A 26268-nucleotide genomic window follows, 5' to 3' on the forward strand; every position below is an offset into this window, starting at 1 on the left:
CATTGCCGCTAAGGTTCTGATCCATGAAGCGATGGCGCTACGCCAGTATCAGCAGCACGGTTATCGCCGTGGGTCTGGTTTGTGCCGGTGCCCTGGTGGTCGGTCAATCGCACGTGCCATCAGACGCCATAGCGTCATCGGTAACACGTGCTCCGGAGCTTATGGAGCGTGCGTGGCACCTGCCCGTGGCAGCCACATTCCAAAGACACGTTGACTGGCAGTCAAATGGCTCTCGCTGCGGACCTGCAGCTGTTGCGAATGCCTACCGGTCGCTTGGCGAGGCGGCACGGACGGAGGGCAAGGTGTTGGCCGGTACATGGAGCTGCTGGACAGGCGTGTGCATCATGGGTCTCACGCTCGACGAGCTGGCCAAAGTCGCCCAGACCAACACGAGCCGGAAAGTCACGGTCTTACGCGATCTCAGCGAGAACCAGTTTCTGGAGCATCTCCGTCGCGCTAACGATCCGGGCCGACGCTACATCGTGAATTTCGATCGCGCTCGAATTTTTGGTGCTGGTAGCGGACATCACTCCCCAATTGGGGGCTATTTCGAAGCCGAGGACCTCGTTTTCGTGCTCGATGTCAATTTCAACTTCCAGCCATGGCTGGTCGAGCGGAAGCGGCTGTTCGACGCTGTAAATACGCTCGACGGCGATAAGAAGCGGGGGCTGCTGTTGATAGAGTAATATCCCACTGCATGTCGCCTATTGGGCCCATCTGCGACCTCGGGGAATGTTCGCTCTTCAGCCACTGTTGGGGGTTGACCGGACATCAGTCGGCCAGCCGCTCATAATGAGTGCATGCTCTAGGATTGCGGGATGCGCCGCCGCGTGGGACGTGGGTCCGGTAAATGCCAGCGGGCCGTTTACCGCGATTTACGCACGCGGTCGCGTCCCACACAGCCCTCACTTGGAAACGCGCGAGTGGCGCACTCTAGCAAACTAAATTCGAAAATCGTCCGGGTGAAATGCGCCGAAAAGGTGCGGTCTCACGTCCCCGCACTTCAAGGGCCCTTTCGGAGAGCCCGCGAAAGCGCTGACACAAATTTCGAGAGTAGCCGGGATGGCGCACCGCTCCGGCGATCCGGCGCGGCCGATGGGGCGTCGCCATCCAAGTCGGTCAGCCGCTCCACCATGCCTTGCAGTCGCAATGGTAGCGGGGTGAGATCGTCCGTGAGGGTGCCGCGAAGTCGCTCACCAATCTCGTTGCAGATCGCCCGGCGATGATCCGGATGATCTAAATTTGGCGGATGGACCACGGGCGCGGTCGAAGGGGTATCTGCCATGGCTGCCACCGTTAGCCTTGACGTGCACCGCCTCCTTGCCATGCACGGATATCCTGCCGCCGCCGTAGTAACGTGCGAGATGCCACCTTGATCCCAGCTTCGCGCTGATACCGCTGCTCCGAGCTTCCGAAGTTTTCAATCGCCAACGGGGTTCGCGTGCTATCCTGCTCTCCCGCGTGGGCTTGGGGAGGCAAGAAGTGTCTACCTACCTGCGATTACAAACCGCCAATTTAAAGCCGGAAATGGTCAGCCGCATCACGGCAGCTTACGAGCAGGCACTCCATACGCTTTGTGTCCAAGACCGCGACGATCCGCTCACGGAAATGGTCGCGAGCAAGATAATCAAGATCGCGCAAACGGAGGTCTTCGCCCCGGCAGAAATTGCGGCTTTGGCGATCAAGGAACTCGAGATGCGTTAGGCATCTTGTGGCTAACGCGCTTGGACCTGAAACATTCCCGACTTCGGCGGGTTGGCTATTGGGCTTCGGGGCTTCGCAATATGCGAGGCACGCTATGACCCCTCTACCACCGGGCGAAGCAATTCTCACTGTCGGCATCATGGGCCTCACTGTCCTAATCGAGGTTGCGCTTTTCGCCTTGATCGGAATGTTCTGAGAGATCCGCGTATGGCGGTTGGCCGGGTGGACGCCTCAATTCCGGCCAAACTTTTTGACCGTCCACGCAACCATGGACCTCGTTCGCGTCAATTGCGGGGCGCGTTATGAACGACGACGAGGAGCTTCAAGATCAGATCATGCGCTACCGCATGATGGAGCGCGACGTCACTAATCCGCTTGCACTGGGCCTGTTGCTCGACATCGTTGCAGAATTGGAGGCGGCTCTGCGAGCGGATCACGAGTAGTCGGTCGCCGCAGCCAGAAATGCGGTGGCCAATCGCTCGCAAGCGGGTCCAGTTACCGTGAAAGGGCGAAGGGCATCTAGCCATTAGCACTGTCATATGTGGAATGGCCACGGCCCCGACGTACCCTCTCATCACCGTCGCCGTTTCTTTTCGCTGTGGAACTCTTTCGGAGCGCCCGCAGCGGAACCAATTTTGAGCGAACACAATTGCCTTGTCGTCAGCGATGGAGGATCGCCATGAGGATAAAATATCTTTCTGCGATTGTGATAGCTGTTCTTGCCGCTGGTGCTGGGCTGGCAATCAATTCCATCGGCTCGCTGCCCACCGAAGGGCGGTCCACGCCTAAGATGCAAGTGGCAGACCGACTAGCTGCCTCGGTCGATCCATTCTTGCTTCGGTCCGGAGGCTAACAGGCGGCGTTGCAGCCAAGGGTACTTGCATCCAGTGGTAAGTTATTTCGCGCTGTAGTTGGATATTTATTCGCGGAGCAGCGCTCTTAAGTTGTTTGACGAAGTTATGCGGAAACAGAAGGCTGCTATAATCTTTTTTAGGTAATCAGCCCTGTTCCTTTTGCACCGACCTGCAAGCCAGCCAATCGTCCTTTGAGTTTTTGAATTGGCTCGGCCTGTAAATGGTCACATCGGACAGCCATCGCCGGGGCAACGATTATCCGAATCCGTGGTGGAAGTTATCTCTAGCGATACTCAAACGATGGGGGTATCCATGCCCGCCATATTCGACTTGCTCTACCGCGAATATTGCCGCGCCCGCCTCGCCGAAATGCGGAAACAGCTTCTGATCGCGCGTGAAACTCCTCAAGTCCTGCAAGCGGATTATGATCCTGCTGATCAGGGTAGCGTTGGCAGGACAGACACGCGGCACGAAATCAGTCACGGCGCACCAAATTGAAGCGGCAGCGCGACATTAGCCCTCCTCGACGCCGCAATAACTAAGGAGGCGGCGATGGCTCGGGAGGCAAATGTTATACTGGGATGATCGCTTGCGGCGCGAAAGACCGGCTGGTGGTCCGCCACCGTACACCGCCGTGCACAACCATCCCCTGCGCGCGAGCCCTGCGACGTTCTACATGCACGTCGCCGGACATGGCGACCCCGTCAAGCGCTACGTTCCCACGGCATCGATGTGACCGCGCTTCATAGCCGCATGCTGGACAAGCAGCCACGGCTTTTCTTCCTGCACTTCTGGGCGAATATGATGCGGTCAAGCTCGCAGAAGGCTTGCGCGGCACTCGATAAGACGGCCAGCAACGAAGAGTTGAGGCAGAGGTCGCAAGACCGAGGCCGAGTTCCGAGCTTCAGAACAACTACGGCGGCGCGGCGAAGCGGCTCAACGCGATCAGCGCGCATCTCGCAATCCCTTGCTTAACGCTGCGACCCTGCGATGTCTGCCCGCTCCAGTGGTCCTGCCGCAATGAAGGCCACGTATGTACGTTTCTCACCACTTCAACGTGCGACTTCCTGAACCGCAACTGCACCGTATTATTCCAGAGATTCCTGCACATAGGACGCATTACCACTGCGGCATGGGAAGACCGTACCCGCGCGGCGACCGTTCACTATCGCTGCCGTTTGCTGGTCTCCCATCACCAATCCGCGTCGAGAACGCAAGCCGCGAACGCCTCCCAAAATAGCCCGCCGCAGCGGGTCATGTTGCCGTAGGCTTCGCCGGCCGCGATCTCGTCAGCCACGTGGGCGAAGTCGGTGAGGAGGAGGATAGCAATTCAAGTTTGCCGGGGCTGCACACGCGCGTGTAACGACGTGCGGTCTTCACGAAGCATCCGCGATCCTCGTTGTTGAGCATGATGATGCCCTTCCTGAACGACGAGCAGGGGTCATGGCGTCGACGGCTTCGAGGAAGATGGATCCGGACGAAGCAGGCAATCCACTGTTCGCGGAGGGCGACCGCAGGCGCCGGTACCTGCTGCAGCCCTATTTGATCTGTCTGCTGATGAGCAAAGGCATTCCGATGCTCTGGCAAGGCGAGGAGTTTGCGGAGAACTATTTTTTGCCCGATTTCGGAATGGGCCGGGTATCGCTGCTGCGGCCCATGCGTTGGGACTTTTTCTACGATGAGTCAGGCCGGCCGATCGTGAGCCTGGTGCGCAGGTTGCTGCGCATTCGGCGGCAGAGAGACCACATTCGTCAAGGCACATACTTCTTCTTCAATGATTGGGATCGGTATCAGCAGTTCGGCATCCTGCTGTTCGCGCGTCACGACGGCGCCCAGTACACCTTGATCGCCACTAATTTCGGCGACACCGACCGGACCGTTCCGTTCTGGTTTCCTAAGGCCGGCAACTACGTCGAAGAGCTGCATGGGGTCGCTCTAGATCTGAAGAATGTTCCTGCGCTGCAGCAGGTCTGGCTGGACATTCCCTCGCACTACGGACGAGTTTGGACGCTGACGTAAGCTCCATCCACGCACGTTTTTCGTCGTCGAGTAAGACTGGCACAACGCCGCTCCGGAGGGACCTGGCGAGGCCGCGGCGGCAGTTGTCGGAGCTTCTCGTTACATGCCGGACGCGATGCCAACTTCGACGATTCGGGGGCGTTTCTCTAACCTGTGAGGCGGCCTCGGCCGATGGCTAAGTTCTGCAGGATCCTGGATACGACGATTATCGTTCCTCCGAACTTGAGGCTCCAGGGTGCCGCCGCGGCATTCCGCTGCCTCGCAGGAACCTTGGACCTGGGCCGCGCTTGCAGGCAAAGCGTTGCGGCCGAGGTCATCCGATCGATCGTTCAGCCGGGAACGGAACCTGGGATTCCCGAATCGCGTTTACGCGGCCGCCGCTCGCCCCGCGTCAGTGATCCGGTATTCGATATCGCCGGATGGAAGCGGTTCGGTTTCCACGAGACCGAGCTCCACCAGCCGGGCCACGATCTCATGGTCGAACATCGGCGGGCTGACCCAGGATTCGCCGAGCAGCTTCCTCAGAAATTCGCGCTCCAGCTCGGTCAGTTCCATGCTCGAACTCCGCTCATCCAAAACTAGGGCCACCGAGGCTTTCAGCCAGGAACGGCGCCATCGTCCTCCCGTTGACTCCAGAAGACAACATTCGGGAGGTCAATATGGCCATGGAAGATCGTGAGACCTTCAGCCTGATCGGAAGCGACAACGTCGAGGGTACGAATGTCTACGGGGCCGACGGCGAAAAGGTCGGCTACATCGAGCGCGTCATGATCGACAAGGTCAGCGGCAAGGTATCGCACGCGGTGCTGAGCTTCGGCGGCCTGCTCGGCATCGGCGACGTTCACTATCCGCTGCCTTGGCAGGCGCTGAAGTACGACACCAACCTCGCGGGCTACGTCACCGGCATTACCCAGGACCAGCTTCGCAGCGCCCCCAAATACGCCGACGAGAGCAGTTGGAATTGGAGCGATCCCGCGCCGCGCGCTCCGTGAATGCCTACTACGGTGTTCCGGTGGCTTGAGCGGCGGGCCACTCGCGGCCGAACGCACCCGCCGTGACGGGACAGGATCGGCCCCGGTCGCAAAGGAGACTTGAAAAGTGAGCAATGCCCTTCGTGTTCTCGTGGTCGAGGATGAAGCTCTGATCTGCAGCTTCATCGAGGACGCCTTGTCGGACGGCGGCTTCGAGGCCTGCTCGGTCCATTCGGGAGAGGCGGCGATGTCCACCTTTCGGGACGGCCGGGAGCAGTGTCGGGCGCTGCTGACGGACGTCAACCTGGGTGACGGCATCAGCGGATGGTAGCTGGCGCGGCAAATCAGGGAAATCACGCCTGGGTTTCCTGTGGTCTACATGACGAGCGCCAGCGCGCCAGACTGGAAATCGCAGGGCGTCGATGGCAGCCTCCTGATTGAGAAGCCCTTTGCGCCGGCGCAATTGGCTGCCGCCGTCTCGCAGCTACTGGATACCCGGGCCTAGCCGGGTCGAACCGGGATCGTTGTGAAACTCCGATCCTTCGATCAAGCCCGCAATGGTCGCCGGCGGATCCGCGTAGTGGCGATGCCTTGGCCGAGCATGCTCAACCGGCGCATAGCGAAGAACACGCTCTAGCGGATTGGTGCGCATCGCTTGGTCGTGATGGACATGGAGGACAGCGAATTGCCTAAAGCAGCATTTTCGATCTCGACGGCACGCTTCTGGACTCGGTAGATCTCCACGCGCTCGCCTGGCAGGAAGCGATGGTGGAATTTGGTCACGACGTCACCCTCGAGCAGGTGCGCAGCCAGATCGGGAAGGGCGGGGATAAGCTCATCCCGGTTTTTCTGTCCGATGAACAGCAGCGAGAACACGGCAAGCATTTGGAGGAGTGGCGCGGCAACCGCTTCAAGTCGACTTATCTACCGCTCATCCGTCCCTTCTCGGCGGTCTCACAACTCCTGCAGCGCGTCCGCGAGGCCGGTCTCCGCATCGCTGTAGCATCCTCGGCGAAGGAGGACGAACTCAAGAAGTACCTCGACATCGCTGCCATCTCCGATCTGGTAGACGTCGCTACGTCCTCCGAAGACGTCGATGAATCCAAACCGGCCCCGGACATCTTCGAAGTCGTGCTGAAGAAGCTTGGCATCAAGGGGTCTGAAGCGGTCGCGATCGGCGACACGCCCTACGATGCTATCGCGGCCCGCAAGGCGGGCGTCTCGGCCATCGGCGTCCTCTGCGGCGGATTCACCGAAAACTCGCTGCGGGAAGCTGGGTGCGTCGAAGTGTACCCCGGTCCAGGCACCCTTTACGCTCGGTTCGGCGATACAGCGCTCACAAAATAGGACCGCGACCGGCGCTCTACGGCTATTCCTGCGGCGGTTGCCCATTGGAGGCGGATACGCCCCCGTCCACCGCTACGTTGGCGCCGGTCATGAAGCTCGCGTCTTCGCTTGCCAGGAACGCAATCACGGCGGCAACTTCCTCTGGTTCGCAGACGCGGCCCAACGGAATCCGCTCGGCGAACTTCGCGAGCAGTTCCTTGTCGTCCATCATGTCTTCCGTAATGCCCGTACGCGTCAGGCTAGGACAGACCGCGTTCACGCGGATGCCCTTCTTGCCGAGGTCCAGGGCAAGGGCGCGCGTCAGATTGACGACGGCGCCCTTCGCCGCGTTGTAGGGGCTCATGCCCCAATCGCCATCGGTCCCGGAGACTGACACCCTGTTCACGATCGAGCCCCTGGTCTTTTCAAGGTGGGCAGTGCCGCGCGGCAGCCATAGAACACGCCGTCGACGTCAGTCGACATTACCGTCCGCCATTTCTTGTCGGTGATGGAAGCGGGGGCGCCCCCTTCATGGACGCCCGCGTTGTTTACGACAACGTCCAGCCGTCCGAAGCGGTCGACAACCGCCGCGACCATTTCGTCGATGGCGCTCGAGTCCGACACGTCGGTGGCTTGGACCATCACCTGGTCGGCGGGCAGACTCTTGGCGACTTCTTCCAGTAAGGCTCTATTGCGGTCGACGAGGGCTGCCTTCGTGGCCTCTGTAACGAAGCGGCGAGCTGTCGCTTCTCCGATGCCGGAAGCTGCTCCTGTGACGATGACGACTTTGCCATTGAACCTGCCAGCGATGCGAGGCGCTCCTGCTGCTTCTAACCCCTGATAACCGTCGTCTCGGCGGTCGAATCCTAACTCTCGACCGAGCTATCTCTTCAGGAACGATGTTCGAGACGATCGATTGTTGGACAAAACCCCGAAACGAAGGATTGGACCCATGGATCTGACCGGCAAAAGGATCGCCATTCTCGCCACGAACGGCTTCGAGCGGGCCGAGTTGGAAGTATCGCAGGATCGCTTGAAGAAGGCTGGCGCAACGGTCGATGTCGTCTCGCTCGCCGCCGGCGAGATCAAAGGCTGGGACAAGAAGGATTGGGGGCGGCCGGTGAAGGTCGACAAGGCGCTCGAGGAGGCATCGGCCCCCGACTACGACGCGATTGTGTTGCCCGGCGGGCAGATCAATCCGGATCTTCTGCGAGTCGAGCCCAAGGCGCTTTTCATCAAGGATATCTTCGATGCCAAGAAGGTCGTCGCGGGCATCTTCTCGAAGGAAAGGTTCGACCGACGCTCGAGTTGGTCGTCGCGGACACGCCAGCTCATCTCAGGCGGAGGAAGAAGCCAGATATAGGCATAGCGCTGATCGATATCGGGACATGAAAGACGTGACGAGTTTGTCGGCGTCAGATTAGGCCATTCCAGGATGGGCTCTGACGTCGCCCGCGAAACGGTTAGTCGTCGTGGTCAATGTCTCTCGGAGAGGTCGGAAGATCCAGCGTGCCGCCTTCACCATGCTCGTGATCGCGGTTCGCACCTCCGTCTTGTCCGCGTCCTTGATGATGGACCCGCGCATCTCGCGCAGTGTCGTTGCGGGGCTCGGGAAGGTGACAGCGACATAAGGGACTCCATGGTTGTTCGATGATGAGGATGGGTGTTTGACGATGAGGTCACCTTGAACATGGAACTTGGGTTGAGCCGTCCAGCGTGAGGTCGCTGGCTGGCCTATCGCCCTGCCGGAGATTTTTGAGAACAGGCGATAAGCTTCGACGACTATTCGGTAGAGCGCCGCGGATTTGGAGCGCGTCCTAGCCAATATCGAAGTCCCGATCGCGTCGCGCCAGGTTTCGTTCCTTCGGTACCTCTCGCGCGTAACTTTTTCGGCCACGCGATCCAACGCGCGGTTTGGATAGTGATAGCTGAGGACGCCATAGATCAGCGCCGTGAGGAGTACAAACGCTCCAAGGAAAAGACGGCTTCGAGACCCGTCTTCCCTTTCGATGACTTTACGCAGCACGTCGTTTTCTGGTCTTGGCCGCCTTTTTGGCGGACCTCGAACGCTCCGATGCCGGCCGCTTGGCCGACGCCGCGCCGCCCAATCTGCCACCTTTGCGGGACGGCGAATGGTCTTCCTCAGTGCCTCGACCCGAGCCGCTCTTCTTCCCGCCGTGGGTCTCCTTGTTTACGGTCGCCCAGGCGCGCCGCTCGGCTTCCTTCTCCGGGACGCCACGGTGTTCATAGCCTTCCTCGATATGCTCGGCCTGTCGCTTCTGCTTGTCGGTGTAACTTGACTTGTCGCCACGAGGCATGACGCTCCTCCCGTCGTTTGGAAATATTCGGTTCAAGATCGGAAAAGCCTGTAGGTTCCATCGGGGTGCGGATACAACGGCCGCCATCGGGGTGCTGGCCGCGATAATGCGGAATGGCTGTCAACATGATTGAGTCGCTATGGTATACGGGGGCATGCGTATTAGCCGCACAGATTTCGCGGATTTTGCCAATTTCGTTGCGTTTCGCCGCGCTCGCGAAGCATCGCAGCTTTCGCCGACCCAATGAACAGCGAACCCGGCAAGGCCGGGCGCGACCGGCATGCCTGCGCATACCGCGATGGAATCAATCCGCTCCAGGATCCCGCGCGCAGATGGACAGAAAGCTCGCTGAGGCCGTCCGATGGCTCGAGCACTCTAGAAGCGGGACCCGGAGGGCTTAGGCGCCGGGCCCCACAACCGTAAGAGCACGTGAGTGCTAACGCCACTCGGTACAACTCCAAGTCTGGCCTTGCTTCGCCTTGACCCATTTCAACTTCGCGTGCGGCACCAGCCGGAAGCGCGCTCGCGACAAAGGGCCTCGACCGCCGGCAAGGCTAGAAGCCGGAATAGTAGTCGTTCACCGCTCTCGCTCGCGTTGGGTCGTCCCAATTCCAGTCGTTATCGTTGCCGTAGTGCGGCGCTCCTTGCAGCCTGTCGGCGCTGAGATTGGTCCGATACCCGCCAAGGTTCGTGTCGTACTTCAGTGACTGCCATGGCAGCGGGTAGTGGTCGTCGCCGATGCCTAAGAACCCGCCGAAGCCGAGAACCGCATACGACACCTGCCCGCTCACCTTGTCGATCATCACGCGCTCGATCGACCCAATCTTCTGGTCACCCGCGCCGTATACCGCCGTGCCTTCGACCTTGTCGCTGCCGATCAGCGTTCCCGTTTCACGTCTTTCCGTTTCCATCGTCGTCCTCCTCCTGAAAAGATTGATGCAAGACAAGTGAGATCGGCAGGTGCTCGTTCCTGCGATTTCTCAGCGCGTGTGGCCGCCGACCTGTTCGCCGCACCGGCGGGAGCACCGCGCTGGCGCGCCGGAATTCACGATATTCGAAGCTGAAACCATCGCGTCCCTGCGCGCGGTCCTCTCCGGCGCGCCGTAAGTCGTCAATCCTACGGTCCCAGCAGAAATTGCAGCACAACGACGCACGCCCCCGCGAGGAGGCACGAAATGGCTTCCAGGGTCCAATTCGGTCTCGTGTGCGGCAGAGTTTGGAAGAGGGGCAACCGCCCGGCCGGGCGCGCGCCTTTCTGCGTGATGTGGTCCGGGAGGCCCCACTGCCGTCGCTGCTCGTCGCCTTCATGCTTGGCTATCTGATGGCGCGTCGTTAGCTGGGAGATCGCGGTCGAGCGCAAGAACGTCGAGCAGGGGCGAAGAGCCTCCTGAAAGCAGCGTGCCCAGCAGTTCCGCCGCGAGGAAGCTAAAGGTAATCCCGTTGCCGCCATAGCCGAAGGCGGCAAGGATATTCCTGTAGCCGGGCACAGCGCCAATCAGCGGCAACCCGTCACGGGTGGTATCGAACGCGCCGGACCAGGTGAAGGCCACCTCGGTGGATGCGCGGGGCCAAAGCGCCTTCAGGCGCTCCTTGAGCGCTCTTACCTTTGCCGGCGTCGCGGCAGCGCGAGCTTCGGGATCGATGATGGCATCATCATCTTCGCCACCAAAGATGACGCGGCCATCCGGCGTAGTGCGCGCATAGTGATAGTTGCGGGTCGCTTCCCAGATCAGCGCTTGCTCGGGCCACAGAGCGTTCGGCCGACGTCGGGTCGCGATTGCCCAGCTGGAGGCTGGCTGGTTCGATGTGGAGCCCACAATATTCGGCATCACATAGCCGGTCGCGAGCACGACATGGCGCGCTTCGATCGAAAGCCCGTTTTCAAGGCCGACGGTCACAGTTGACGCCGCGCTGTCGTAGGCAACCGCGTTGGCCTTCAGGAGGCGGGCGCCGCGTTGGAGAGAGACATCAAGTAGGCCACGTGTGAGTCGCACCGGATCGGCGTCGGCTGCGTCCCTTGACAAAAGGGCGCCTGCCCGCGCGATGCCGAAGCGGTTGAGCAGCTCGACACGATCGAGAAACAGTGTCGGCAGATCAGCGCGGCTCCTCAGGGCATATTCATTCCGAACAAGCTTCGGACTGTCATCGACGGCCAAATAAAGCGAAAGACGTGGCCGCATCTGGCAGGCAATTCCGTGATCGGTGACCAGGGCAAGTAAGCCCCGCGCGGCATGGTGGCTAGCCCGATAGCAGCGGACCGCTTTCTCGAAGTTATAGAGCTGCGCGAGTTCAAAGAGAGGACGGTCGGTCTCCCAGAGCAGCATCGCGGTGCTCGCAACTGTGCTGCCGAGGCTGGGAAGCTCGCGATCGATGATGACCACCTGACGACCTTGCCGTGTCAGGCGTTCGGCCACCAGAGCACCCGTTATGCCGGCGCCGATTACCAGAGCATCGCAACGAAAGCTGTCGGCGATAGGCTTTATCGGTGGGGGAGGCAGGGCCGCCCAAGGGGTGCGGGAGCTGCGCAGATCATCTTGCTCGATGTCTTCGTCCTTAAAGATGGAACTCTCCCGAGAGCATAGAAGCAGTTTCGTTAGACCTTTACGGGTCGCAAGGCGGACACGGCTGGTGCATTGATCGGTTGTCCGTTTGGCGCAAAGATCGAGCCGTGGCATGGACAGTCCCAGCAGGTCTCGAAGCTGTTCCAGTGCAGATGACAACCGATATGCGTGCAGCTTGCCGAATGAAGGTGCAGTTCGCCGGCCTTGTCCCTGTAGGCGGCAATCTTTTCGAAGCCCCGCCGTAGGATGGCGCCCTCACCCGGCTCAATCTTCTCAAGGGAGGCAATTTCACCCGGTGCCACATACTCGGCAAGGTTTTGTAGGATGGTCAGGTTCTCGCGCAAGAAATTCCTGGCGGCCGCAAGTGGTGTGCGGCCAGGCGCATATACAGCACTCCAGGGGTTGTGCTCGCCGAGAATAAGGGACGTGTTCAGCATCGCGCCCATCACGCCATGGGTCAGCCCTTGGCCGGAATCCCCCATCGCGAGGTAGATGCGTTCGCTGCCAGGCTCGCGGCCGATGAAGCCGGCATAGTCAATGGTATCGAGAACCTGGCCGGACCAGCGGTGTGTGACCCTGCCAAGGCCCGGGATCAATTCGCGCGCCCAGCTCTCCAATTTGGCAAAGCGCTTCTCGGCGTCATTTGCTTCACCGCTCTTGTGGTCTTCGCCGCCGATAAGGACGACGTCATGATCGTCGGAACCTAGTTGCAGCCGCACATAGTGATAGGGATCCTCGGTATCCCAATAGAGCGCGTCGGGGAGTTCGCCCCGTGCAATCGCGAAAGCGAGCACGTAGGTGCGGTAGGGAGCGACTTTGGAATGCAGTTGATAGCGGTCGGTAATTGAGGCGTTGGTCGCGATCACGGCGTTACCGGCCGTAATCTGCCCTTGTGCGGTTCGGAGCGTAACGTCGCCATCTCCTTGCGCAACCTCTTCGACCGGACTGTTAGCGAAGAAGCGGACGCCGTGAGTCTGGCAAACTGCGGCCACGCCGGCAAGATATTTGAGGGGGTGGAAGGTCGCCTGGCGCGGATAGCAAAGCACATGACGGTTCTCACATCCCTTGAGAGGAACGCCGACCAGCCGATGGACGGGGGCACCGACTTCGCGCACCGCTTCCAGCTCCTCATCGAGCACATCGGCCGGCATGCCGTGGCCCTGAAAGAGATACCCATCGAGACGCCGAAAGTCACAGGCGATGGTTTCGCTCGCCTGGATTTCCTCGATACGATCGACGGCCGCCGCCTGACTTTCGTAGAACAGCTTTGCGATTTCCGGGCCACGCAGCTTCCTGAATTCACTCATCAGATCATCGCAAAGCGGCGCAAGATGCGCCGAGGTGCGCGCCGTCATACCGCTCGCGATGCCCTTACGGTCGATGACAATCACCGACTGATCACGCTTGGAGAGCTCGTAGGCGGTCGACAGACCGGCAATCCCCGAGCCGACAACGGCTACATCGCAATGCACATCACCTTTGAGCGCACTCGCCTCCGGCAATATCTCGGTATCCATCCATAGCGAGGTGCTGACCATGCAAAACTCCGCAAAAAAGCAAAACACCGGCTTGATGCTAGAGTTCCTTCTTGCCACGCGGCCGGCCGCCGCAACTCCGTTCCCCCGCAGCGCGAATCGTCAATCCCGAAGACGCGAGGGGGTCCTTGGGCGGCCGCTGGACGGAGCCGCGGAGGAACAAGGTTCGCAAGCGCGCGTTCCCATGCCTTAAGAATGAGGAGGGAAGCTATGGGATTCTTCACAAAAGACCTCAAAACAATGGATGACTTGCTCCTACACGGCTTGCAGGACATTTATTACTCCGAGCAGCAGATCATAAAGGCGCTCCCGAAAATGATCGAGAAGGCGACCAACCGCGATCTGGTGGCGGGCCTCAAGAACCATTTGGAAGAAACTAACAAGCAGATCGAGCGTCTCGAAAAGGCTTTTGAGAAGCTGGGCAAGGGGCCGAGCGGCACGCAATGTCCCGCTATCGACGGTCTGATCAAAGAAGCGAACGAGACGGCTGGCGAGATCGAAGATAAGACGGTGCTTGACGCGGCGATTGTCGCGAACGCGCAGGCCGTCGAGCATTACGAGATATGCCGTTACGGTACGCTGATTGCCTGGGCGGAAGAACTTGGCCACGACGATATCGTGCGATTTTTGACCACAAATCTGAACGAAGAGAAGGCGGCGAACACCAAGCTCAATACCGTCGCACTGCGCAAGGGCGTCAACAAGAAAGCGTCCACCGCCGCGTGATGTCAGCAGGGGGCCTGACCGACGCGATTTCGTCGGGCCCGTCCCCGTTGTCGGTGCGAAATGCGTGATCGACTGTTGCGATGACCGATCTGACGAAATTGCCGAGTTGGGCCGACGACGATAATATCTTCGCCGTGGTCGAAACGCCGCGGGGCAGCTCGTGCAAACTTGATTTCGATCCCAAGCTTGGCGTTTTTGCCCTGGCGAAGCCGCTGATGGCAGGTCTGACCTATCCCTACGACTGGGGCTTCATTCCCTCGACGAAAGCCGAGGACGGCGATCCGCTGGATGTGCTGATCCTGCATGACGCGCAGACATACCCCGGTGTCGTGCTGCGCTGTCGTCCAGTTGGCATTCTTGAGGTCGAACAGAAAAGCAAGGGCAAGAAGGAACGAAACGACCGCGTGTTTGCGGTGCCTGACCGATCACCGCTCGAAACGGATATCAAGGACGTCCGCAAACTGCCTTCCCGCGCGCGCGACGACCTTGAACAATTCTTTCGGGCGACGAATGCGCTTGAGAACAAGGAGCTGGAATTTCTCGGATGGCATGGTCCACGCCGGGCGGCTAAGGCAATCCGGCGTCTGGCCCGCTAGAGGCGTAGGCTTGCTGAACGCAGTCTGATACTGGCTGCAGTCAGGGCTCGTCCGAATCCTTTGTGTGCTTCCGCCTCTTTGGAAGCGCTGAGCGCCCCAGCGCGCCTCTTATATTCCTCAGCCAGCGCCTCGATCTTCGCGGCCGCATCTCGATCATTAATGGATGCGGCCACCCCAGCGTTCGCGCGCTGGGGATTTTGCATCTGCGTGGGGCGAACCACGCCGACGGGCCTATCACGTCGTACTCGTCGAGTCGGTCCCTTATCGGGTCTCCGTCCAATGGCGGCCTTGGCGGCCGCTTCTTGAAATGCCCGCGGATCGGCAGCGGGATCAAGAGACGCTTGCACATCTGATGGAGGGCGTACTCTGAAAGTGGCTTGCTCCAGAGCAGATCGCGGTGCGGCCCGCTCAATTCCTCGATGTCGGTTTCCAGCCATAGGACTGGCGCGGAATTTGGCCAGTGACGTCGATGTCCTTCTCGTCAGAGAGGCGCCAGGCCGCCACTCCAAAGCAGACGGTCAAAATTACCGCGGTAACTAGCAGAAGCGTCGACAGAAACTGGCTCACTCCTACACCCCGGAACGTCGCGCGTGGCTGACCCACCATGAACTGTCGATTCGGAAAATACAGAAGCGTTGACCTAATGGCAGAATGTCCCCAAGCTTCTGCGAGGGAGAGCGCATGTTGCTCGTGAGTTGCACCGTTAGCCGACGATAACGATGGATATTGTTTCGGTGCGCGCGAAAAGTGCGTCGAACATCATGTTGGCCCATCGCGTCGGTTAGTCCGATGCAGCGGTTTGTCTGGAGTTGGAGGCAAAGCTTCGACACGCGCCTGCGCACCGATGTTCCGAAGATCGCGCGGAGGCTGATCCCATGCCGGAAGAACCGGAGCAATCAGTGGGAGAGGCGATGGCCTCGATGCCTGCAGCACCGCCGTCCGACGCCAAGAAAGAGCCGCCGGCGCGCAAACGCGCAGAAGTTCGCCCGCAGGCGAAGCGGTGGACGAAAATCCGTGAGGAGGCCAGCCGAACCACGGCTGGCGTTCGGCCGGCACGACTTCTTCACCGGCGGATGGTGGTGACCTGCAATATCCTGCTCCACGAAGGCCGCGCCCGTTCGGAGCGCGGCCTGACGGGGGCCTCAAGGGACGGCGCCGTATCACCAGTGGTGATGATGCCAGTGGTGCCGCACGACCGGATAGGCGCCGCGGTAATAGGCGTAGGCGGGCCGGACGACGCGGCGGTACCGGTAGCCATAGGACACCGGCGCGGTGTAGTAGGTCGTGGCGTAGCCGCCGCCCCAGCGGTAGGGCGCATCGTACCCATAGTCATAGGCGTAGGGTCCGCCATAGTATCCGGCGCCGTAGTAGCCCGGACCGTAGTCGTAGTAGCCCGGCCCCCAGGCATACGCCGAGGAGGCAAGCCCGCCGATCACCGCGCCGGCGATCAGGCCGCCGGCTATACCCGGTCCCCAGCCACCTCGCCAATGAGCCTCGGCGGGCGACGTCGCCGCGATCGAGCCGAGACCGAGAGCGCCGACCGTCGCCGCCACCATTGCAATCTTCTTCATCGGATTCCTCCTCTCCACGTTTCTGGCCCGGCCAGACAACGGGAAAAATAGGCAATGGTTGCTGGTTGCCCCGGTGCCGAGAGGCAATGGTGCTCGGCGCCGGGACGTCGTCACTTGAGAGTTTCGAGCTTGGAACACAAACATTTCGACCGAAGACCGGTTCAATCCGCGTGCGGTGCGGCGACTTTTCGGAGCTTGCCGAGCTGGACTTCGAGTGTAGACTTGGCCAGATATTGGGGCGCTTAACACTGTTGATTTCGGCGCCCCCGCGATTGCGCTACGATTATTTCTCCTTTTGGGGCCTCCCATGTTCTATCCGGCAACGACCGCGCTTCTGCGCGCCGTTCTCGACGAAGTCTGCGCAGACGTCTCGCGCTATGAGACCGGCGCACGCAGCTTTGTGGCATCCAGGATTCTGGAAGCCGCCACGAACGGCGACACTTCGCGCGAGAGACTAAAGCAGGTCGGCTGCGAGGCTCTCCACGACGCACCGACGATGTGGCGGTAGCGGAAGGGAGCCGGGGCGTGAACTTCCAGGTCACCGTGCTCAAGATCCTCGTGAGCTATCCCGATGGATTCGCAGTCATGGCGGACCTCAAGCGCGACATGGCGATCCTTGCGACGAGCGGACGTGACTGGGTAGAGCGCACCAAGCGCCTGGCCGCGCGCGTGCCGGATCTGGATATCTTCTCGCAGGGACTGGTCGAGCGACTGAACGGTGGCTGGCGCATAACCGAGAAGGGCCGGGTAGTGCTGGAATTCATGGAAGCGCGGCCTCGCGAACTGGAGCCCACAAGCGAAGGCCTCGGAGCCGAACCTTCATCTCTAGCCCCCGCGCCCCGACCTCACGCCTCCACAACGTCCGGCCGAAGCAACCGACTGCAACGCCGCCGAGCCGCCCGCGAGCGGGCGCGAGGGAGGGCCTCCTGACTCCTCCTCGCGGATCTCCGCCGGTATTTCGAGGCTTCGGGAAAAACTAGAAACTTTCCGAACCCTCTTGAGTTGCCTGCGATTGGTGCGGTCGCCGGAGGTGAAGATGGTCGACGAAGTCGCCTTGATGAGGGCCGCGGAGACCGCCTGGACGGTGTACCGGGCGAGGCACCCCGACGTCGATGCACAGGACAGCCGTCGCTGCCTGCTCGAGCGCCACCTGCAAAGGAGAGGGGATGAGCGAGAGAGCGATGCCGAAGAACTCGCCAGCTTCGGGATAGCCTACCTGCACCGGCTTCCCGAAGACGAATGTTGACGGGGATGAAAATGCTCGCCGCACGCGTGGCTCGCGGAAGCACAAGGCCGAGTTGGACAATGCTCGCGATTTCATCCCTCATTTCCGCGACTATCGTGACGGTCCTGCGGTTCGTGCTCGGGGCCTAGCCGATGCGGATTGCCCAGCTTGCTCCGTTGGCCGAGAGCGTTCCTCCAAAGCTGTATGGTGGCACGGAGCGGGTGATCGCCTGGCTGATGGACGAACTGGTCGAGCTCGGACACGACGTCACCCTGTTCGCGAGCGGAGATTCGAAGACGAAGGGAAAGCTCCACCCGGTGTGGCCGCGCGCACTGCGCCTGGGCCGGAGGGGCGCGGACCCGAGCGCCGCCTGCGCGTTGCTGATAGAAGCCATTGCCGAGCGCGCGAGCGACTTCGACGTGATCCACTCCTACGTCGACTGGTTGCCACTTCCTGTGCTCAGCCGGACCGGGGTGCCTTTCCTCACGACGATGCACGGCCGCCTCGACCTTCCCGGTCTATCGAAGGTGATCGGGGCCTTTCCGAACGCGGGCTTCGTCTCGATTTCCGACAACCAGCGTCGGCCGCTTCCGGATGCGAACTGGATCGCAACGATCCAGCACGGCATGCCCAAGGACCTGTTTCGGCCCTCTTACGACCATGGTTCGTACCTGGCTTTTCTCGGGCGGCTGACGGCAGACAAGGGACCGGAAGCCGCCATACGTATCGCGCGGGCCGCGCGGATGCCGCTGCGGGTCGCCGCCAAGATTCCTCGCGCGGAGACGGCCTACTTCAAGAAGAAGCTCGAACCGAACATCGATGGTGAAGAGATCCGGCTCGTCGGCGAGGTGGACGAAATCAGGAAGCAGCCCTTCCTCGCCGGGGCCGCCGCGTTGCTGTTTCCGATCAATTGGCCGGAGCCCTTCGGGCTCGTCATGATCGAAGCGATGGCGTGTGGGACGCCTGTGATCGCTTACCGGTGGGGCTCGGTGCCCGAAGTGGTGGAAGACGGCGTGACCGGCTTTATCGTCGACAACGAGGAGCAGGCGATCGCGGCGGTGAACGAACTGGGCCGGCTGGACAGAAGAGCAGTCCGCGCCCGGTTCGAGGAGCGCTTCGCCGCGAGCCGGATGGCGAGGGAGTACGAGATCCGATATCGCGAGTTGGTCGATCGCGGAGTCCGCGCAGCCGAGAGTGTTCAGATACCTGGAGGAGACGAAGGATTCGCGAAAGGGGCAGCACAGTCTTCCCGACCTGTCGGAACGGCTTCGGACTTTGGTCGTTGAGTTGGCGATCGAGGACACATGAAAACCATTATTTACGCAACGGCAGCTTTCGTTCTGCTCGCAACGACGGCGGCTCTTGCGGATGAGGCGCCTCCTCCGCAGCCGCAGGTCCAGCCGGCAAGCGATTCCACGAAGGAAGCGGAAGTCTGTTCGAAGCAGGTTTGGCCGCATTTCTCGGAAGCCTGCCTCCGCTCCGACGGTAAGCGCATTCCCGTCCGGCTTGTTACCACCGAACGTCGGTAGCGCACCGGCGTCCGCAGCGCGGATCGAATCCTTCGCGAGCACCGTTCTGAACAAGAGTCAATTCAGGAACAAGTGGCAGCCCCGGGCGTTGGCGCCGGCATCTGTACGGATGTTGGCTCACGTTGGAGGAGATAATCGATGAAAAGCTTTCTCGCCGTCGCTCTGCTTGGCACTGCTGTGATCGGCGGCGCTGCGTACGCGCAAACCACTCAGCCGGCCGATCGCGCCGCGCCGGCGGCCACCCACTCGGCCGATGCGAAGATCGCGCTCAAGGGAAATTGGCGCGCCTCGAAGCTCATGGGCCTGAACGTCTACAACGAGGCCAACGAGAAGCTCGGCGACATCAACGAGCTGCTCGTCGACAAGAGCGGTAAGATCAACGCGGTGGTGATCGGCATCGGCGGTTTTTTGGGGATGGGTGAGCACGACATCGCCGTCTCGATGGACAAGCTGAAGTTCGTCGAAGAGCCGGTCCGGACCAGTTCGAGCAGCACCTCGACCACGTCGCGCGACACCACCACCGGCGCCGCAGCGACAACCACCACGAACCGCAGCACGAACGATTGGGTCCCTGACCACGCCGTCATGAGTGGCAACAAGGAGCAATTGAAGGCGCTCCCGCAGTTCAAATACTCAGATTACAACTAAATGGGACGAGAGTTCAGAGATGAGGGCCCCATCACGGGGCCCTTTTTTGTCCGCCGTGAGCCACCGACGGTTGTCGGGAAAAAAAGACCCGCCCGGATCATCGGGCGGGTCGTCGTTCAGTGCATGTGAATTAAGAAATAGCCGAGGCCGCCAATAACGAGGACGGCAGGAACGGCCCACAAAATGAGTACGGGCATTTCCTCCAATTGCTGTCCGAACGCTTCCGAGTGGCCGCCTGAAGCCCGCGATATTTACTGTTCGGTGCACACCTTGGTGGTCTTCACCGCGGATTCGGCCTCGACCTTGGTCTTGTAGACGCCGTTGCCCACCACCGTCGTGGTCGTAGTGGTCGGCTTGGTGTCGACGACAGTGCACTTCTTTGTGGTCGCGTCGCGCACGATGTAGAACTCGGCGGCGCTGGCGGCCTGCGTGCCGAGGGCGAAAGCGGCAAGCGCGCCGCACACAATCAGCTTCTTCATGGTGTGTCCTCCTCAAATTATTCGTAAGTAGTCACTGCCAACGGCGTGGTTTGACTGAAGTTCCGTTTGTTCGCGGCTGCAGCGCCCCAGCGCCATTTCGGCACAACCGCGATCTTGGGTCTACCGATCACCTCCCGCCGCCACGAGAGCTGCCGGGTTTTCCCGAAAAGGAACCGCGTGCCGCATCGGAGGTTGATCGACATCCGCATTTAGGAGGTTCAGATGGACAAGCGTTTATTCTTGGCTACGACGGCTGCTGTCGCGATCGCGACTTCGGCTCTTGCGCAATCTTCTCCGAGCACGTCGAACTCCAATCCGTCAACTACGCAGCGTCAGCCGGATTCCACCTCGACGACGCCGTCCTCTTCAACACCTTCGGGATCCGCGCAGACCAATCCTTCGACCAATTCGGCCCAGACGCAGTCTCCGTCATCGACCGGCCAGAGCGCTGCAGGCCAAACGACCAATTCCGGTACGGGCACCAACACCACGCAGGCGCCCACCTCGAACAACTCGACCAATCAGGCGCAGACCAGCCAGCCCTCCAACCAGACCAATGCGCCTTCGGACCAGACGCAGACCAACCCGCCTACGGACAACCGGGCGCAGAGCGCGAACCCGCCAGCTTCGGGCGCCAGTCAGGCGCAGTCTCCGACGGGTAGTAACTCGACGAACACGGCCGAGCAGCCGAGCACCCAGCAGAATACGGCCGATCGTTCGTCGAACACGAACGTGAATGCCTCGGTGAACATCAATGATCAGCAGCGGACACGGATCAGCACGTCGATTTCGCACCTCAACGTGCAGCCCCTCAACAACGTGAATTTCTCGTTGTCCGTGGGCACTGCCGTGCCGCGGGATGTCCGTCTGCAGCCGCTGCCGGCGGAGGTCGTCGAGATCGTGCCCCAGTACCGGGGCTACAACTTCGTCCTGGTGAAGGACGAAGTCGTGATCGTGGAGCCCTCCAGCTACAAGATCGTCGCGGTCCTGCCGTACTCGGGCCGGTCCACGGCGGCCGCTCCGGCGCGCACCGAGCAGCGGAAGACCACGTTCAGCGATCGTGATCGCGAGGTGATCCGCAAGCACGTCAAGGCGCGTCCCGTCGAGCGCGAGCGGCAAACGACCGGCAGCACAGTGCGAACTGAGATCCGCCGGGGCGAGCGCCTACCGGACGGCGTGGAAATCGATGCCTTCCCCGACGAGGTCTATCGCGAGGCGCCGAGCCTGCGGGAGTACCGATACATTCACCGGGATAGCCGAACCTACATCGTCGAACCGCAGGAACGTCGCATCATCGAAGAGATCGACTGATTTCGCCAAGGAAGGAGAACATTCATGAAGATCATTGCACTGGGAATGCTCGCCGCCTCCCTTTTGGGATCGGCTGCGAGCGCCGCCCCGCTCAGCGGCTTCAGCTTCGGCAACCCGTAGCCGGTTACCAAGAAAGGGCCGCTCTCCGAGCGGCCCTTTCGATACGGTCGACATTGCGGTGATCGGATGTCCGCTCTTGCGAAGCTGCTGGGACAGAAAGAGCAATTGCTGGCGCGGCTTGAAGCCGGACCCGGCGCGAACGAGCGCGCCGAAATCCAGGCGCTCCTCGCCAAGATCGATACGGCGCTGAAGCTTCTCGGGTCCAAGGACTCTCGGAGCAGAGCCGACGGATAGCTAAGGACCGGGCCGTTACACGCTACCTCAACACTAGCCTCCTCTCGACACCCGACAACCGAAAGCCCCAGCTCGGGGGCCGGGGTGTGAGCTGAGGCCAATTCGAGCTATCGTTCCTTCCGCGTCCCAGAGACGTTTCGAGTCCAGTCGCCCAGGAAACGCGCGGAGGTCCCCGTTCTCCTCTGCGACGCCTTTCTTCGCCGCCGGCCGCCTGCAAACTCCCTGAACGTAGCAAGCGCAGACTACGGAAGTTAAGATTTGCTGCTAAGATGCAATGCTCCCTCAGCAGATCAGTGCTACGCTGCGCCCTGTAGAGGGATAACAATTGGTCATCTACCGGATACTTCAAAACTCGCCTCTGGGGCCCGAAGAGATCACGCGGCTTTCGAGAGCTTACGAAGAGGCGCTGCGTTCGATTGGCGTACAGGATCGGAACGACCCTCTCACCGAGTTGATCGCCAAGAAGATCATCGAGATCGGTCAGACGGGCCTCAAGGACCCCTCCGAAATCTGCGTTCGGGCCGTAGAGGAACTGGGCCTGCCCAAAGGGTGATTACGCGGCAAAGGGCATGGTGCGCCCAAGCTGCGGATCCTAGGTGGTCCAGGCTGCGGCGATCGCAGGTTAAGCTAGGCCGCGAGTAGACCGGCTAACTCGGCGGCGCTCCCTTTTCCTCGCCAAGCTCTTTGACCATCCGGACGATCTCGTGCGGATGGAAGGGCTTCCACACGATGCGGCTCCCGGGAACGGGACGTGAAGTGGCGGGAGAGAAGCCCGTGGCGTAGATGACCGGCAGTTCCGGATCCTGCTCGCGGAAGCGCTCCGCTAATTGCCATCCATCGACCTGTCCGGGTAGCCTGACGTCGGTGACCAGCACACCCGCGGCGTGGCGCTTGCACCAGGCCAGCGCTTCCTCCCCAGTGCTCGCGTGGATCACGTGATAGCCTGCCTCGCGCAGCGCTTCGACGATGAATTCGCGGATCAAAGGGTCGTCCTCGACAAGAAGTACGCTCGCTGGCGGCTCATATCCGATAGCATTTGTTCTCATGTCGAACGGCCAAAATGCGTAGCCGTTCCTGGGTAGCCCGCCGACGAGTATGACTGGAAGCCGGTTCTGGTGGTCTTATGATGGCTGCGGAAGTCCCCTTGAAGGCGGGCTCGTGGAGGCGTCAGGGTTTCGGAGTTGGTTGCGACGCGGGGCGGGACGGGCTGCGGTACAGGGCGGTCGCGGGCTGCTGGGGAGGCGCGGCAGACGGCTGATCGTTTCCGCCGTAAGGGACACATGTACCGAGGTTGCTCAGCGGCCGCCCGGAGGTCACGTGCCTTCGGATACTCACGTCGCCGGTCGATGTTTGCTGCGGCCCATCGATCCCCTGCCTCGAACGCGTCAGCGTGGTGCTTTCGCATCTGCTTCTCGGCAGAGAGGCATTGATGGCGAAGGATCAGGCCTCTTGGAACGTAATTGGCCTCGCGGCTTTTCCTGGTATGAAGGGATGCAGCCGGCTCGCTGCCTATGTCTCGGTGGGGGTCTGCGAAGGAGGAGGTTTGATGAAAGCGACAGCTCTGGCGATGGCCATTTTCGCTGTCTCGGCCGCTTCGGTTTCGGCGCAGCCCGTAAGGTGGACGACCTACCGCATTCCACAGACCGGCACGTCGGTCGACTTCCCTTATTCGATCTTCACCGAAGAAGCGGGCCGGCCGGACGGTTACGGGCAACGCTTTCGAACTGCCGACGGCCGCGCCGACCTCACGATACAGGCTGCTCCCAACGTCGGGAGCGATTCGCCCGCTGTTTTCCTCGCGAAAAAAGGACTGCCGGCGCGCATTCAGTACAAGAGAGTGACGCCGCGGTTTTTTGCGGTTTCCAGCTACAAGGGCGACAAGGTCTGGTATGACCGCTGCAACTTCTCCGGCGGGTTGGTCCATTGCGTGCTGATCAATTATCCGGCCAGCGAAGAGCGCGCCTGGGATGGGATCGTTACGCGCATCAGCCTCTCGCTGAATGGCGGGTGATCCATCCGTCTTCGCGTCGGGCGACGGTTTCTGGAATCTTGGGCTCGGCGTTCGGCCAAGCCGGCCAAGAAGCCGGAGAAAGTATCGGCTGGCCAGAAGGAAATGCTGATGTCGATCACCGGGAAGAAGCCGGCGAAGGAAATGGCCGCCAAGAAGCCCTCGGCCAAGCCGCAGCGGAAGTCGGCCTGACCCCCTTGTAGGAGAGCCGCATGGATATGAAAGAAGCTTCGGCAATGACGGAACCCTCCGGGTTGACGGACGCTCAGGGCGGCATCGAGCGGGCATCGGAAGCTGGGCCGAGCGGCCGGGCGGAGCCGCGAGTATTTCAAAGGCACTCACCCCAATCGGACATGGCGGTGCGCTGGGCCGACCAGTTGCGCGAGGTGACCGTGAAAGCCCCCCTGCAGTCGCTCTTCGTCGCGTTCCTGCTGGGTCTCTGGGTCGCGCGCCGGCGCTAGGAAATCCGCGGGCCGGCACGCTCCATGGCCAGGAAGCTCAAGACATTTCGGACCTCGCTGGGCTTCTACGATCTTGCGATCGCGGCGCCCTCGATGAAGGCGCCGCTGGAGGCGTGGGGCGCCGACAGCAATCTCTTCCATCAGGGCGTCGCCAAGGAGACGGACGATCCGGATGTGGTCGCCGCGACGATGTCGAAGCCGGGCGTGGTCCTCAAGCGGCCGGCGGGGTCGTCCGGACGTTTTGCCGAGCACTCCGATCTACCAATCAATCTGGAGTCCGGCGAGAACCGAATTCAGCGTGAAAAGCGTCGGCCTAAGCCGGCGAAGCGAACCGCTCCCAAGATCAGCGAGCGGGAAGAACGTTGGACAGCACGATGACCCAATCTTCCCGCATCAGGCCGTACACGGCCCAGAGGCCGAGCCCCAGCGTCAGTGCCGTCAGCATGCCGAGCGAAAGATCGTCCGTGGAATTGCGCGGCCAGGCTTTCCGAACCTGCGGAATGTAGGAGAGCGATGCAAGGAAAGCGGCGATGTTGCCGAGGTAGGTGGAGAGAGAGAGAGAGAGAGAGAGAGAGAGAGAGAGCCGGACATGGTCCGTCAACGGGGGCGACTAGCGGCCGTTCCTCGGCGCGAACGCTTGGCACCCAGAGAGCTGCCCCGCGTTATAGGATTCCCTGTTGAATTTCAGAGGATCGATGTCCCTTCTCACCGTGAAACCGACCAAGATCGACGAGAGGATCGCGCGGACGGTGGCGCGCAAGACTAACCGTCGTGCGGAAACGGTCGCCCGCGGGTTGACCTGGGGCGCCGACGAGAAAATCCTTCTGGCCTTGGCGGCAGCGGGTTGGATCCTGTCACGTACGCAAGGAGAGCCTTTGCGCCGCGCCGGCAATCATGCGCTGCTTGTGGCCGCTGCGGCCTCCGTGCTTCCGCACTTGTTGAAGTCGGTCTTCGACCAAACGCGTCCGGACCGGAAGACGGTGTTGGGGCATGTTCACGGGATCTCGTTTTCCGGCAAACGCGAAGACGCCTTTCCGTCGGGACACGCCCTGCACATGGGCGCGCTGGCATCGGCGGCGGGGCCACTTCCGGCAGGGCCCCGCCGGGCGATCCGCGCGCTGGCGGTGGGCCTCTGTCTGACGCGCATCGTCGTGCTGGCGCACTGGGCGAGCGACGTCGTCGCCGGCTTCGCCCTTGGTGCGGCGCTCGAACGAATGCTTCGCCTATGGACGGGCTATCCCGTCAAGGAGACAGATGATGCCGCTACTTGAGGACCTTAAGGAATACGCCGAACGCGCCACCGGTCTTCGTCGCCCGGGCAAGCGTCGGGCTTCCGAACTGCCTCGTCCGCGGAAGCCACACGTGGTCCGCTTTAGGGATGACGGCCTTGTGCCCAATCACCCGCGCTGGCCCCTGATGCTGTACCAAAGCGCCGTCAGACTCGACGAGCAGCACGATCCTGCGGCGGTGCTCGAAGACCGGTTCGAAGGCAACGGATGGGGGGATAGCTGGCGCGACGGCATCTACGACTATGTTCACTACCATTCGAGAATCCACGAGGTCCTCGGGATAGCGCGCGGCAAGGGGCGCGTCCGCTTCGGCGGCAACAAGGGGCGGACCTTCACGCTGAAGGCCGGCGACGTCGTAGTCCTGCCCGCTGGGACCGGCCATCAATGCCTGGCGGCGGACAAGGACTCTCTCGTCGTCGGCGCCTATCCGTCGGCAGGCACCTACGACGAGTGCACGACTGTCGAGGACCGTCCGCGCGCGCTGAAGACCATTCCGAAGGTACCGGTGCCGCGCAAGGACCCGGCCTATGGCGGCGCGGGGCCGCTCAAGAAGCTTTGGACGAGGCCGAAATGACCGAGTACCTCATCCGTTTCCTGATCGGAGGCGCAGTCGTTTCGGCGTTCTCGATGTTGGGCGACGTGCTGAAGCCGAAGAGCTTCGCCGGCCTCTTCGGGGCGGCACCTTCGGTTGCGCTCGCGACACTGGGCATCGCGATTTATGAACATGGCGCCGTCTACGCCGGGGCCCAATTGGCACAACGAGACAGCGGCACCGCGTTGTCG

The 26268-nt window shown here is 61.3% G+C and carries 31 protein-coding genes and 7 pseudogenes; 27 read left to right on the plus strand and 11 right to left on the minus strand.

Translation table 11 applies throughout. The annotated features are described in order from the left end of the window. The first annotated feature begins 23 nt into the window (after window positions 1–23). The 7 genes and pseudogenes from ACVWW6_RS12245 (at window position 24) to ACVWW6_RS12275 (ending at window position 4577) form a co-directional block, all read left to right on the plus strand. The gene (locus tag ACVWW6_RS12245; protein WP_011090390.1) at window positions 24–686 is read left to right on the plus strand and encodes a phytochelatin synthase family protein; all 663 of its coding nucleotides are present in this window, start codon (window positions 24–26) and stop codon (window positions 684–686) included. A 796-nt stretch (window positions 687–1482) separates the two neighbouring features. Beyond that, entirely contained in the window at window positions 1483–1704 is a 222-nt protein-coding gene (locus ACVWW6_RS12250; RefSeq protein ID WP_028175774.1) for a hypothetical protein, read from the plus strand. A gap of 302 nt (window positions 1705–2006) precedes the next feature. Continuing rightward, entirely contained in the window at window positions 2007–2147 is a 141-nt protein-coding gene (locus ACVWW6_RS12255; RefSeq protein WP_166466004.1) for a hypothetical protein, read from the plus strand. A gap of 723 nt (window positions 2148–2870) precedes the next feature. Continuing rightward, complete coding sequence (locus ACVWW6_RS12260; protein ID WP_231166525.1) at window positions 2871–3056, plus strand: hypothetical protein; 186 nt, start codon at window positions 2871–2873, stop codon at window positions 3054–3056. Window positions 3057–3126: 70 nt separating this feature from the next. Then, window positions 3127–3294, plus strand: a complete 168-nt coding sequence (locus ACVWW6_RS12265) for a DUF1259 domain-containing protein (RefSeq protein ID WP_236845275.1) — start codon at window positions 3127–3129, stop codon at window positions 3292–3294. After that, window positions 3267–3419 (plus strand): annotated as a pseudogene (locus ACVWW6_RS12270) (DUF1259 domain-containing protein); the annotation flags it as partial. The gene ACVWW6_RS12265 and the pseudogene ACVWW6_RS12270, both read left to right, overlap by 28 nt. A 582-nt stretch (window positions 3420–4001) precedes the next feature. Then, on the plus strand, window positions 4002–4577 hold the full coding sequence (locus tag ACVWW6_RS12275) for a hypothetical protein (protein ID WP_028175772.1): 576 nt from the start codon (window positions 4002–4004) through the stop codon (window positions 4575–4577). A 366-nt stretch (window positions 4578–4943) separates the two neighbouring features. On the opposite strand, the gene ACVWW6_RS12280 is transcribed toward ACVWW6_RS12275, so the two are convergent. Beyond that, window positions 4944–5132, minus strand: a complete 189-nt coding sequence (locus ACVWW6_RS12280; protein WP_039184865.1) for a hypothetical protein — start codon at window positions 5130–5132, stop codon at window positions 4944–4946. A 104-nt stretch (window positions 5133–5236) separates the two neighbouring features. On the opposite strand from ACVWW6_RS12280, the pseudogene ACVWW6_RS12285 reads away from it, so the two are divergent. The 3 genes and pseudogenes from ACVWW6_RS12285 to ACVWW6_RS12295 all read left to right on the plus strand — a co-directional run bounded on the left by ACVWW6_RS12285 (window position 5237) and on the right by ACVWW6_RS12295 (window position 6895). Further along, window positions 5237–5598, plus strand: a pseudogene (locus ACVWW6_RS12285) (PRC-barrel domain-containing protein). Between the two features lie 77 nt (window positions 5599–5675). Beyond that, window positions 5676–6053: pseudogene (locus tag ACVWW6_RS12290) on the plus strand (response regulator). 194 nt (window positions 6054–6247) lie between these two features. After that, complete coding sequence (locus ACVWW6_RS12295) at window positions 6248–6895, plus strand: HAD family hydrolase (RefSeq protein WP_456683152.1); 648 nt, start codon at window positions 6248–6250, stop codon at window positions 6893–6895. 22 nt (window positions 6896–6917) lie between these two features. Here the strand turns inward: ACVWW6_RS12295 and ACVWW6_RS12300 are convergent. Then, a pseudogene (locus tag ACVWW6_RS12300) lies at window positions 6918–7684 on the minus strand (SDR family NAD(P)-dependent oxidoreductase). 142 nt (window positions 7685–7826) lie between these two features. Here ACVWW6_RS12300 and ACVWW6_RS12305 point away from each other — a divergent pair. Further along, window positions 7827–8150: pseudogene (locus ACVWW6_RS12305) on the plus strand (DJ-1/PfpI family protein); the annotation flags it as partial. 144 nt (window positions 8151–8294) lie between these two features. Here ACVWW6_RS12305 and ACVWW6_RS12310 read toward each other — a convergent pair. From ACVWW6_RS12310 to ACVWW6_RS12330, 5 genes are all read right to left on the minus strand, one after another. After that, window positions 8295–8900: a hypothetical protein gene (locus tag ACVWW6_RS12310; protein ID WP_011090380.1), complete on the minus strand. Its 606-nt coding sequence runs from the start codon at window positions 8898–8900 to the stop codon at window positions 8295–8297. Beyond that, window positions 8890–9192, minus strand: coding sequence for a hypothetical protein (locus tag ACVWW6_RS12315; protein WP_028154436.1), 303 nt, complete (start codon window positions 9190–9192; stop codon window positions 8890–8892). Before ACVWW6_RS12315 ends, ACVWW6_RS12310 begins: the two co-directional genes overlap by 11 nt. A 554-nt stretch (window positions 9193–9746) precedes the next feature. Further along, complete coding sequence (locus ACVWW6_RS12320) at window positions 9747–10103, minus strand: PRC-barrel domain-containing protein (protein ID WP_011090378.1); 357 nt, start codon at window positions 10101–10103, stop codon at window positions 9747–9749. Window positions 10104–10496: 393 nt separating this feature from the next. Next, window positions 10497–11867 carry an NAD(P)/FAD-dependent oxidoreductase gene (locus ACVWW6_RS12325; RefSeq protein WP_011090377.1) on the minus strand — a complete coding sequence of 457 codons (1371 nt, stop codon included), beginning with the start codon at window positions 11865–11867 and terminating at the stop codon, window positions 10497–10499. Then, window positions 11786–13291 carry an FAD-dependent oxidoreductase gene (locus ACVWW6_RS12330; RefSeq protein ID WP_404524178.1) on the minus strand — a complete coding sequence of 502 codons (1506 nt, stop codon included), beginning with the start codon at window positions 13289–13291 and terminating at the stop codon, window positions 11786–11788. The genes ACVWW6_RS12325 and ACVWW6_RS12330 overlap by 82 nt, the downstream gene beginning before the upstream one ends. A gap of 207 nt (window positions 13292–13498) precedes the next feature. On the opposite strand from ACVWW6_RS12330, the gene ACVWW6_RS12335 reads away from it, so the two are divergent. Both ACVWW6_RS12335 and ACVWW6_RS12340 read left to right on the plus strand, forming a co-directional pair. After that, window positions 13499–14014: a YciE/YciF ferroxidase family protein gene (locus ACVWW6_RS12335; protein ID WP_011090375.1), complete on the plus strand. Its 516-nt coding sequence runs from the start codon at window positions 13499–13501 to the stop codon at window positions 14012–14014. Between the two features lie 80 nt (window positions 14015–14094). Further along, the gene (locus ACVWW6_RS12340) at window positions 14095–14610 is read left to right on the plus strand and encodes an inorganic diphosphatase (protein ID WP_011090374.1); all 516 of its coding nucleotides are present in this window, start codon (window positions 14095–14097) and stop codon (window positions 14608–14610) included. 1160 nt (window positions 14611–15770) lie between these two features. Here the strand turns inward: ACVWW6_RS12340 and ACVWW6_RS12345 are convergent. Next, window positions 15771–16181 carry a hypothetical protein gene (locus ACVWW6_RS12345; protein WP_028175741.1) on the minus strand — a complete coding sequence of 137 codons (411 nt, stop codon included), beginning with the start codon at window positions 16179–16181 and terminating at the stop codon, window positions 15771–15773. A 307-nt stretch (window positions 16182–16488) separates the two neighbouring features. On the opposite strand from ACVWW6_RS12345, the gene ACVWW6_RS12350 reads away from it, so the two are divergent. The 5 genes from ACVWW6_RS12350 (at window position 16489) to ACVWW6_RS12370 (ending at window position 19583) form a co-directional block, all read left to right on the plus strand. Next, window positions 16489–16689, plus strand: a complete 201-nt coding sequence (locus ACVWW6_RS12350) for a hypothetical protein (RefSeq protein WP_028175742.1) — start codon at window positions 16489–16491, stop codon at window positions 16687–16689. Window positions 16690–16706: 17 nt separating this feature from the next. Next, on the plus strand, window positions 16707–17111 hold the full coding sequence (locus tag ACVWW6_RS12355) for a hypothetical protein (RefSeq protein ID WP_038967338.1): 405 nt from the start codon (window positions 16707–16709) through the stop codon (window positions 17109–17111). Between the two features lie 106 nt (window positions 17112–17217). Beyond that, complete coding sequence (locus tag ACVWW6_RS12360) at window positions 17218–17427, plus strand: hypothetical protein (RefSeq protein WP_028175743.1); 210 nt, start codon at window positions 17218–17220, stop codon at window positions 17425–17427. A 131-nt stretch (window positions 17428–17558) separates the two neighbouring features. Next, window positions 17559–18692 (plus strand): glycosyltransferase family 4 protein, encoded by a 1134-nt coding sequence (locus ACVWW6_RS12365; protein ID WP_456680789.1) that lies wholly within the window; start codon window positions 17559–17561, stop codon window positions 18690–18692. Window positions 18693–19073: 381 nt separating this feature from the next. Then, window positions 19074–19583: a PRC-barrel domain-containing protein gene (locus tag ACVWW6_RS12370; RefSeq protein ID WP_011090371.1), complete on the plus strand. Its 510-nt coding sequence runs from the start codon at window positions 19074–19076 to the stop codon at window positions 19581–19583. 251 nt (window positions 19584–19834) lie between these two features. On the opposite strand, the gene ACVWW6_RS12375 is transcribed toward ACVWW6_RS12370, so the two are convergent. Then, complete coding sequence (locus tag ACVWW6_RS12375) at window positions 19835–20062, minus strand: hypothetical protein (protein ID WP_011090370.1); 228 nt, start codon at window positions 20060–20062, stop codon at window positions 19835–19837. 222 nt (window positions 20063–20284) lie between these two features. Here ACVWW6_RS12375 and ACVWW6_RS12380 point away from each other — a divergent pair, with 222 nt between their 5' ends. The 3 genes from ACVWW6_RS12380 (at window position 20285) to ACVWW6_RS12390 (ending at window position 22280) form a co-directional block, all read left to right on the plus strand. After that, window positions 20285–21373, plus strand: coding sequence for a DUF1236 domain-containing protein (locus ACVWW6_RS12380; protein WP_049832594.1), 1089 nt, complete (start codon window positions 20285–20287; stop codon window positions 21371–21373). 186 nt (window positions 21374–21559) lie between these two features. Then, entirely contained in the window at window positions 21560–21727 is a 168-nt protein-coding gene (locus ACVWW6_RS12385) for a hypothetical protein (RefSeq protein ID WP_166466005.1), read from the plus strand. A 325-nt stretch (window positions 21728–22052) separates the two neighbouring features. Further along, a complete protein-coding gene (locus tag ACVWW6_RS12390) occupies window positions 22053–22280 on the plus strand; it encodes a hypothetical protein (protein ID WP_028175746.1) in 228 nt (75 codons plus the stop codon). 94 nt (window positions 22281–22374) lie between these two features. Here ACVWW6_RS12390 and ACVWW6_RS12395 read toward each other — a convergent pair whose 3' ends face one another. After that, window positions 22375–22773: a response regulator transcription factor gene (locus ACVWW6_RS12395; RefSeq protein WP_060909051.1), complete on the minus strand. Its 399-nt coding sequence runs from the start codon at window positions 22771–22773 to the stop codon at window positions 22375–22377. A gap of 500 nt (window positions 22774–23273) precedes the next feature. Between ACVWW6_RS12395 and ACVWW6_RS12400 the strand changes: the two genes are divergently transcribed. The 3 genes and pseudogenes from ACVWW6_RS12400 to ACVWW6_RS12410 form a co-directional block, all read left to right on the plus strand. Continuing rightward, window positions 23274–23738, plus strand: a complete 465-nt coding sequence (locus ACVWW6_RS12400) for a hypothetical protein (RefSeq protein WP_028175747.1) — start codon at window positions 23274–23276, stop codon at window positions 23736–23738. Window positions 23739–23947: 209 nt separating this feature from the next. Further along, window positions 23948–24196 carry a hypothetical protein gene (locus tag ACVWW6_RS12405; protein WP_060909049.1) on the plus strand — a complete coding sequence of 83 codons (249 nt, stop codon included), beginning with the start codon at window positions 23948–23950 and terminating at the stop codon, window positions 24194–24196. Window positions 24197–24220: 24 nt separating this feature from the next. Next, window positions 24221–24469: pseudogene (locus ACVWW6_RS12410) on the plus strand (cell envelope biogenesis protein TolA); the annotation flags it as partial. A gap of 70 nt (window positions 24470–24539) precedes the next feature. On the opposite strand, the gene ACVWW6_RS12415 reads toward ACVWW6_RS12410, so the two are convergent. Beyond that, entirely contained in the window at window positions 24540–24797 is a 258-nt protein-coding gene (locus ACVWW6_RS12415) for a SemiSWEET family sugar transporter (protein WP_456680790.1), read from the minus strand. Between the two features lie 94 nt (window positions 24798–24891). Here ACVWW6_RS12415 and ACVWW6_RS12420 point away from each other — a divergent pair, with 94 nt between their 5' ends. The 3 genes and pseudogenes from ACVWW6_RS12420 to ACVWW6_RS12430 form a co-directional block, all read left to right on the plus strand. Beyond that, window positions 24892–25467 (plus strand): phosphatase PAP2 family protein, encoded by a 576-nt coding sequence (locus tag ACVWW6_RS12420; protein ID WP_049832597.1) that lies wholly within the window; start codon window positions 24892–24894, stop codon window positions 25465–25467. Beyond that, window positions 25454–26059 (plus strand): cupin domain-containing protein, encoded by a 606-nt coding sequence (locus ACVWW6_RS12425; RefSeq protein WP_456680791.1) that lies wholly within the window; start codon window positions 25454–25456, stop codon window positions 26057–26059. Before ACVWW6_RS12420 ends, ACVWW6_RS12425 begins: the two co-directional genes overlap by 14 nt. Continuing rightward, window positions 26056–26235 (plus strand): annotated as a pseudogene (locus tag ACVWW6_RS12430) (DUF3147 family protein); the annotation flags it as partial. The gene ACVWW6_RS12425 and the pseudogene ACVWW6_RS12430, both read left to right, overlap by 4 nt. Between the last annotated feature and the right edge of the window lie 33 nt (window positions 26236–26268).

It is taken from the genome of Bradyrhizobium sp. USDA 3311 (genome assembly GCF_054062495.1).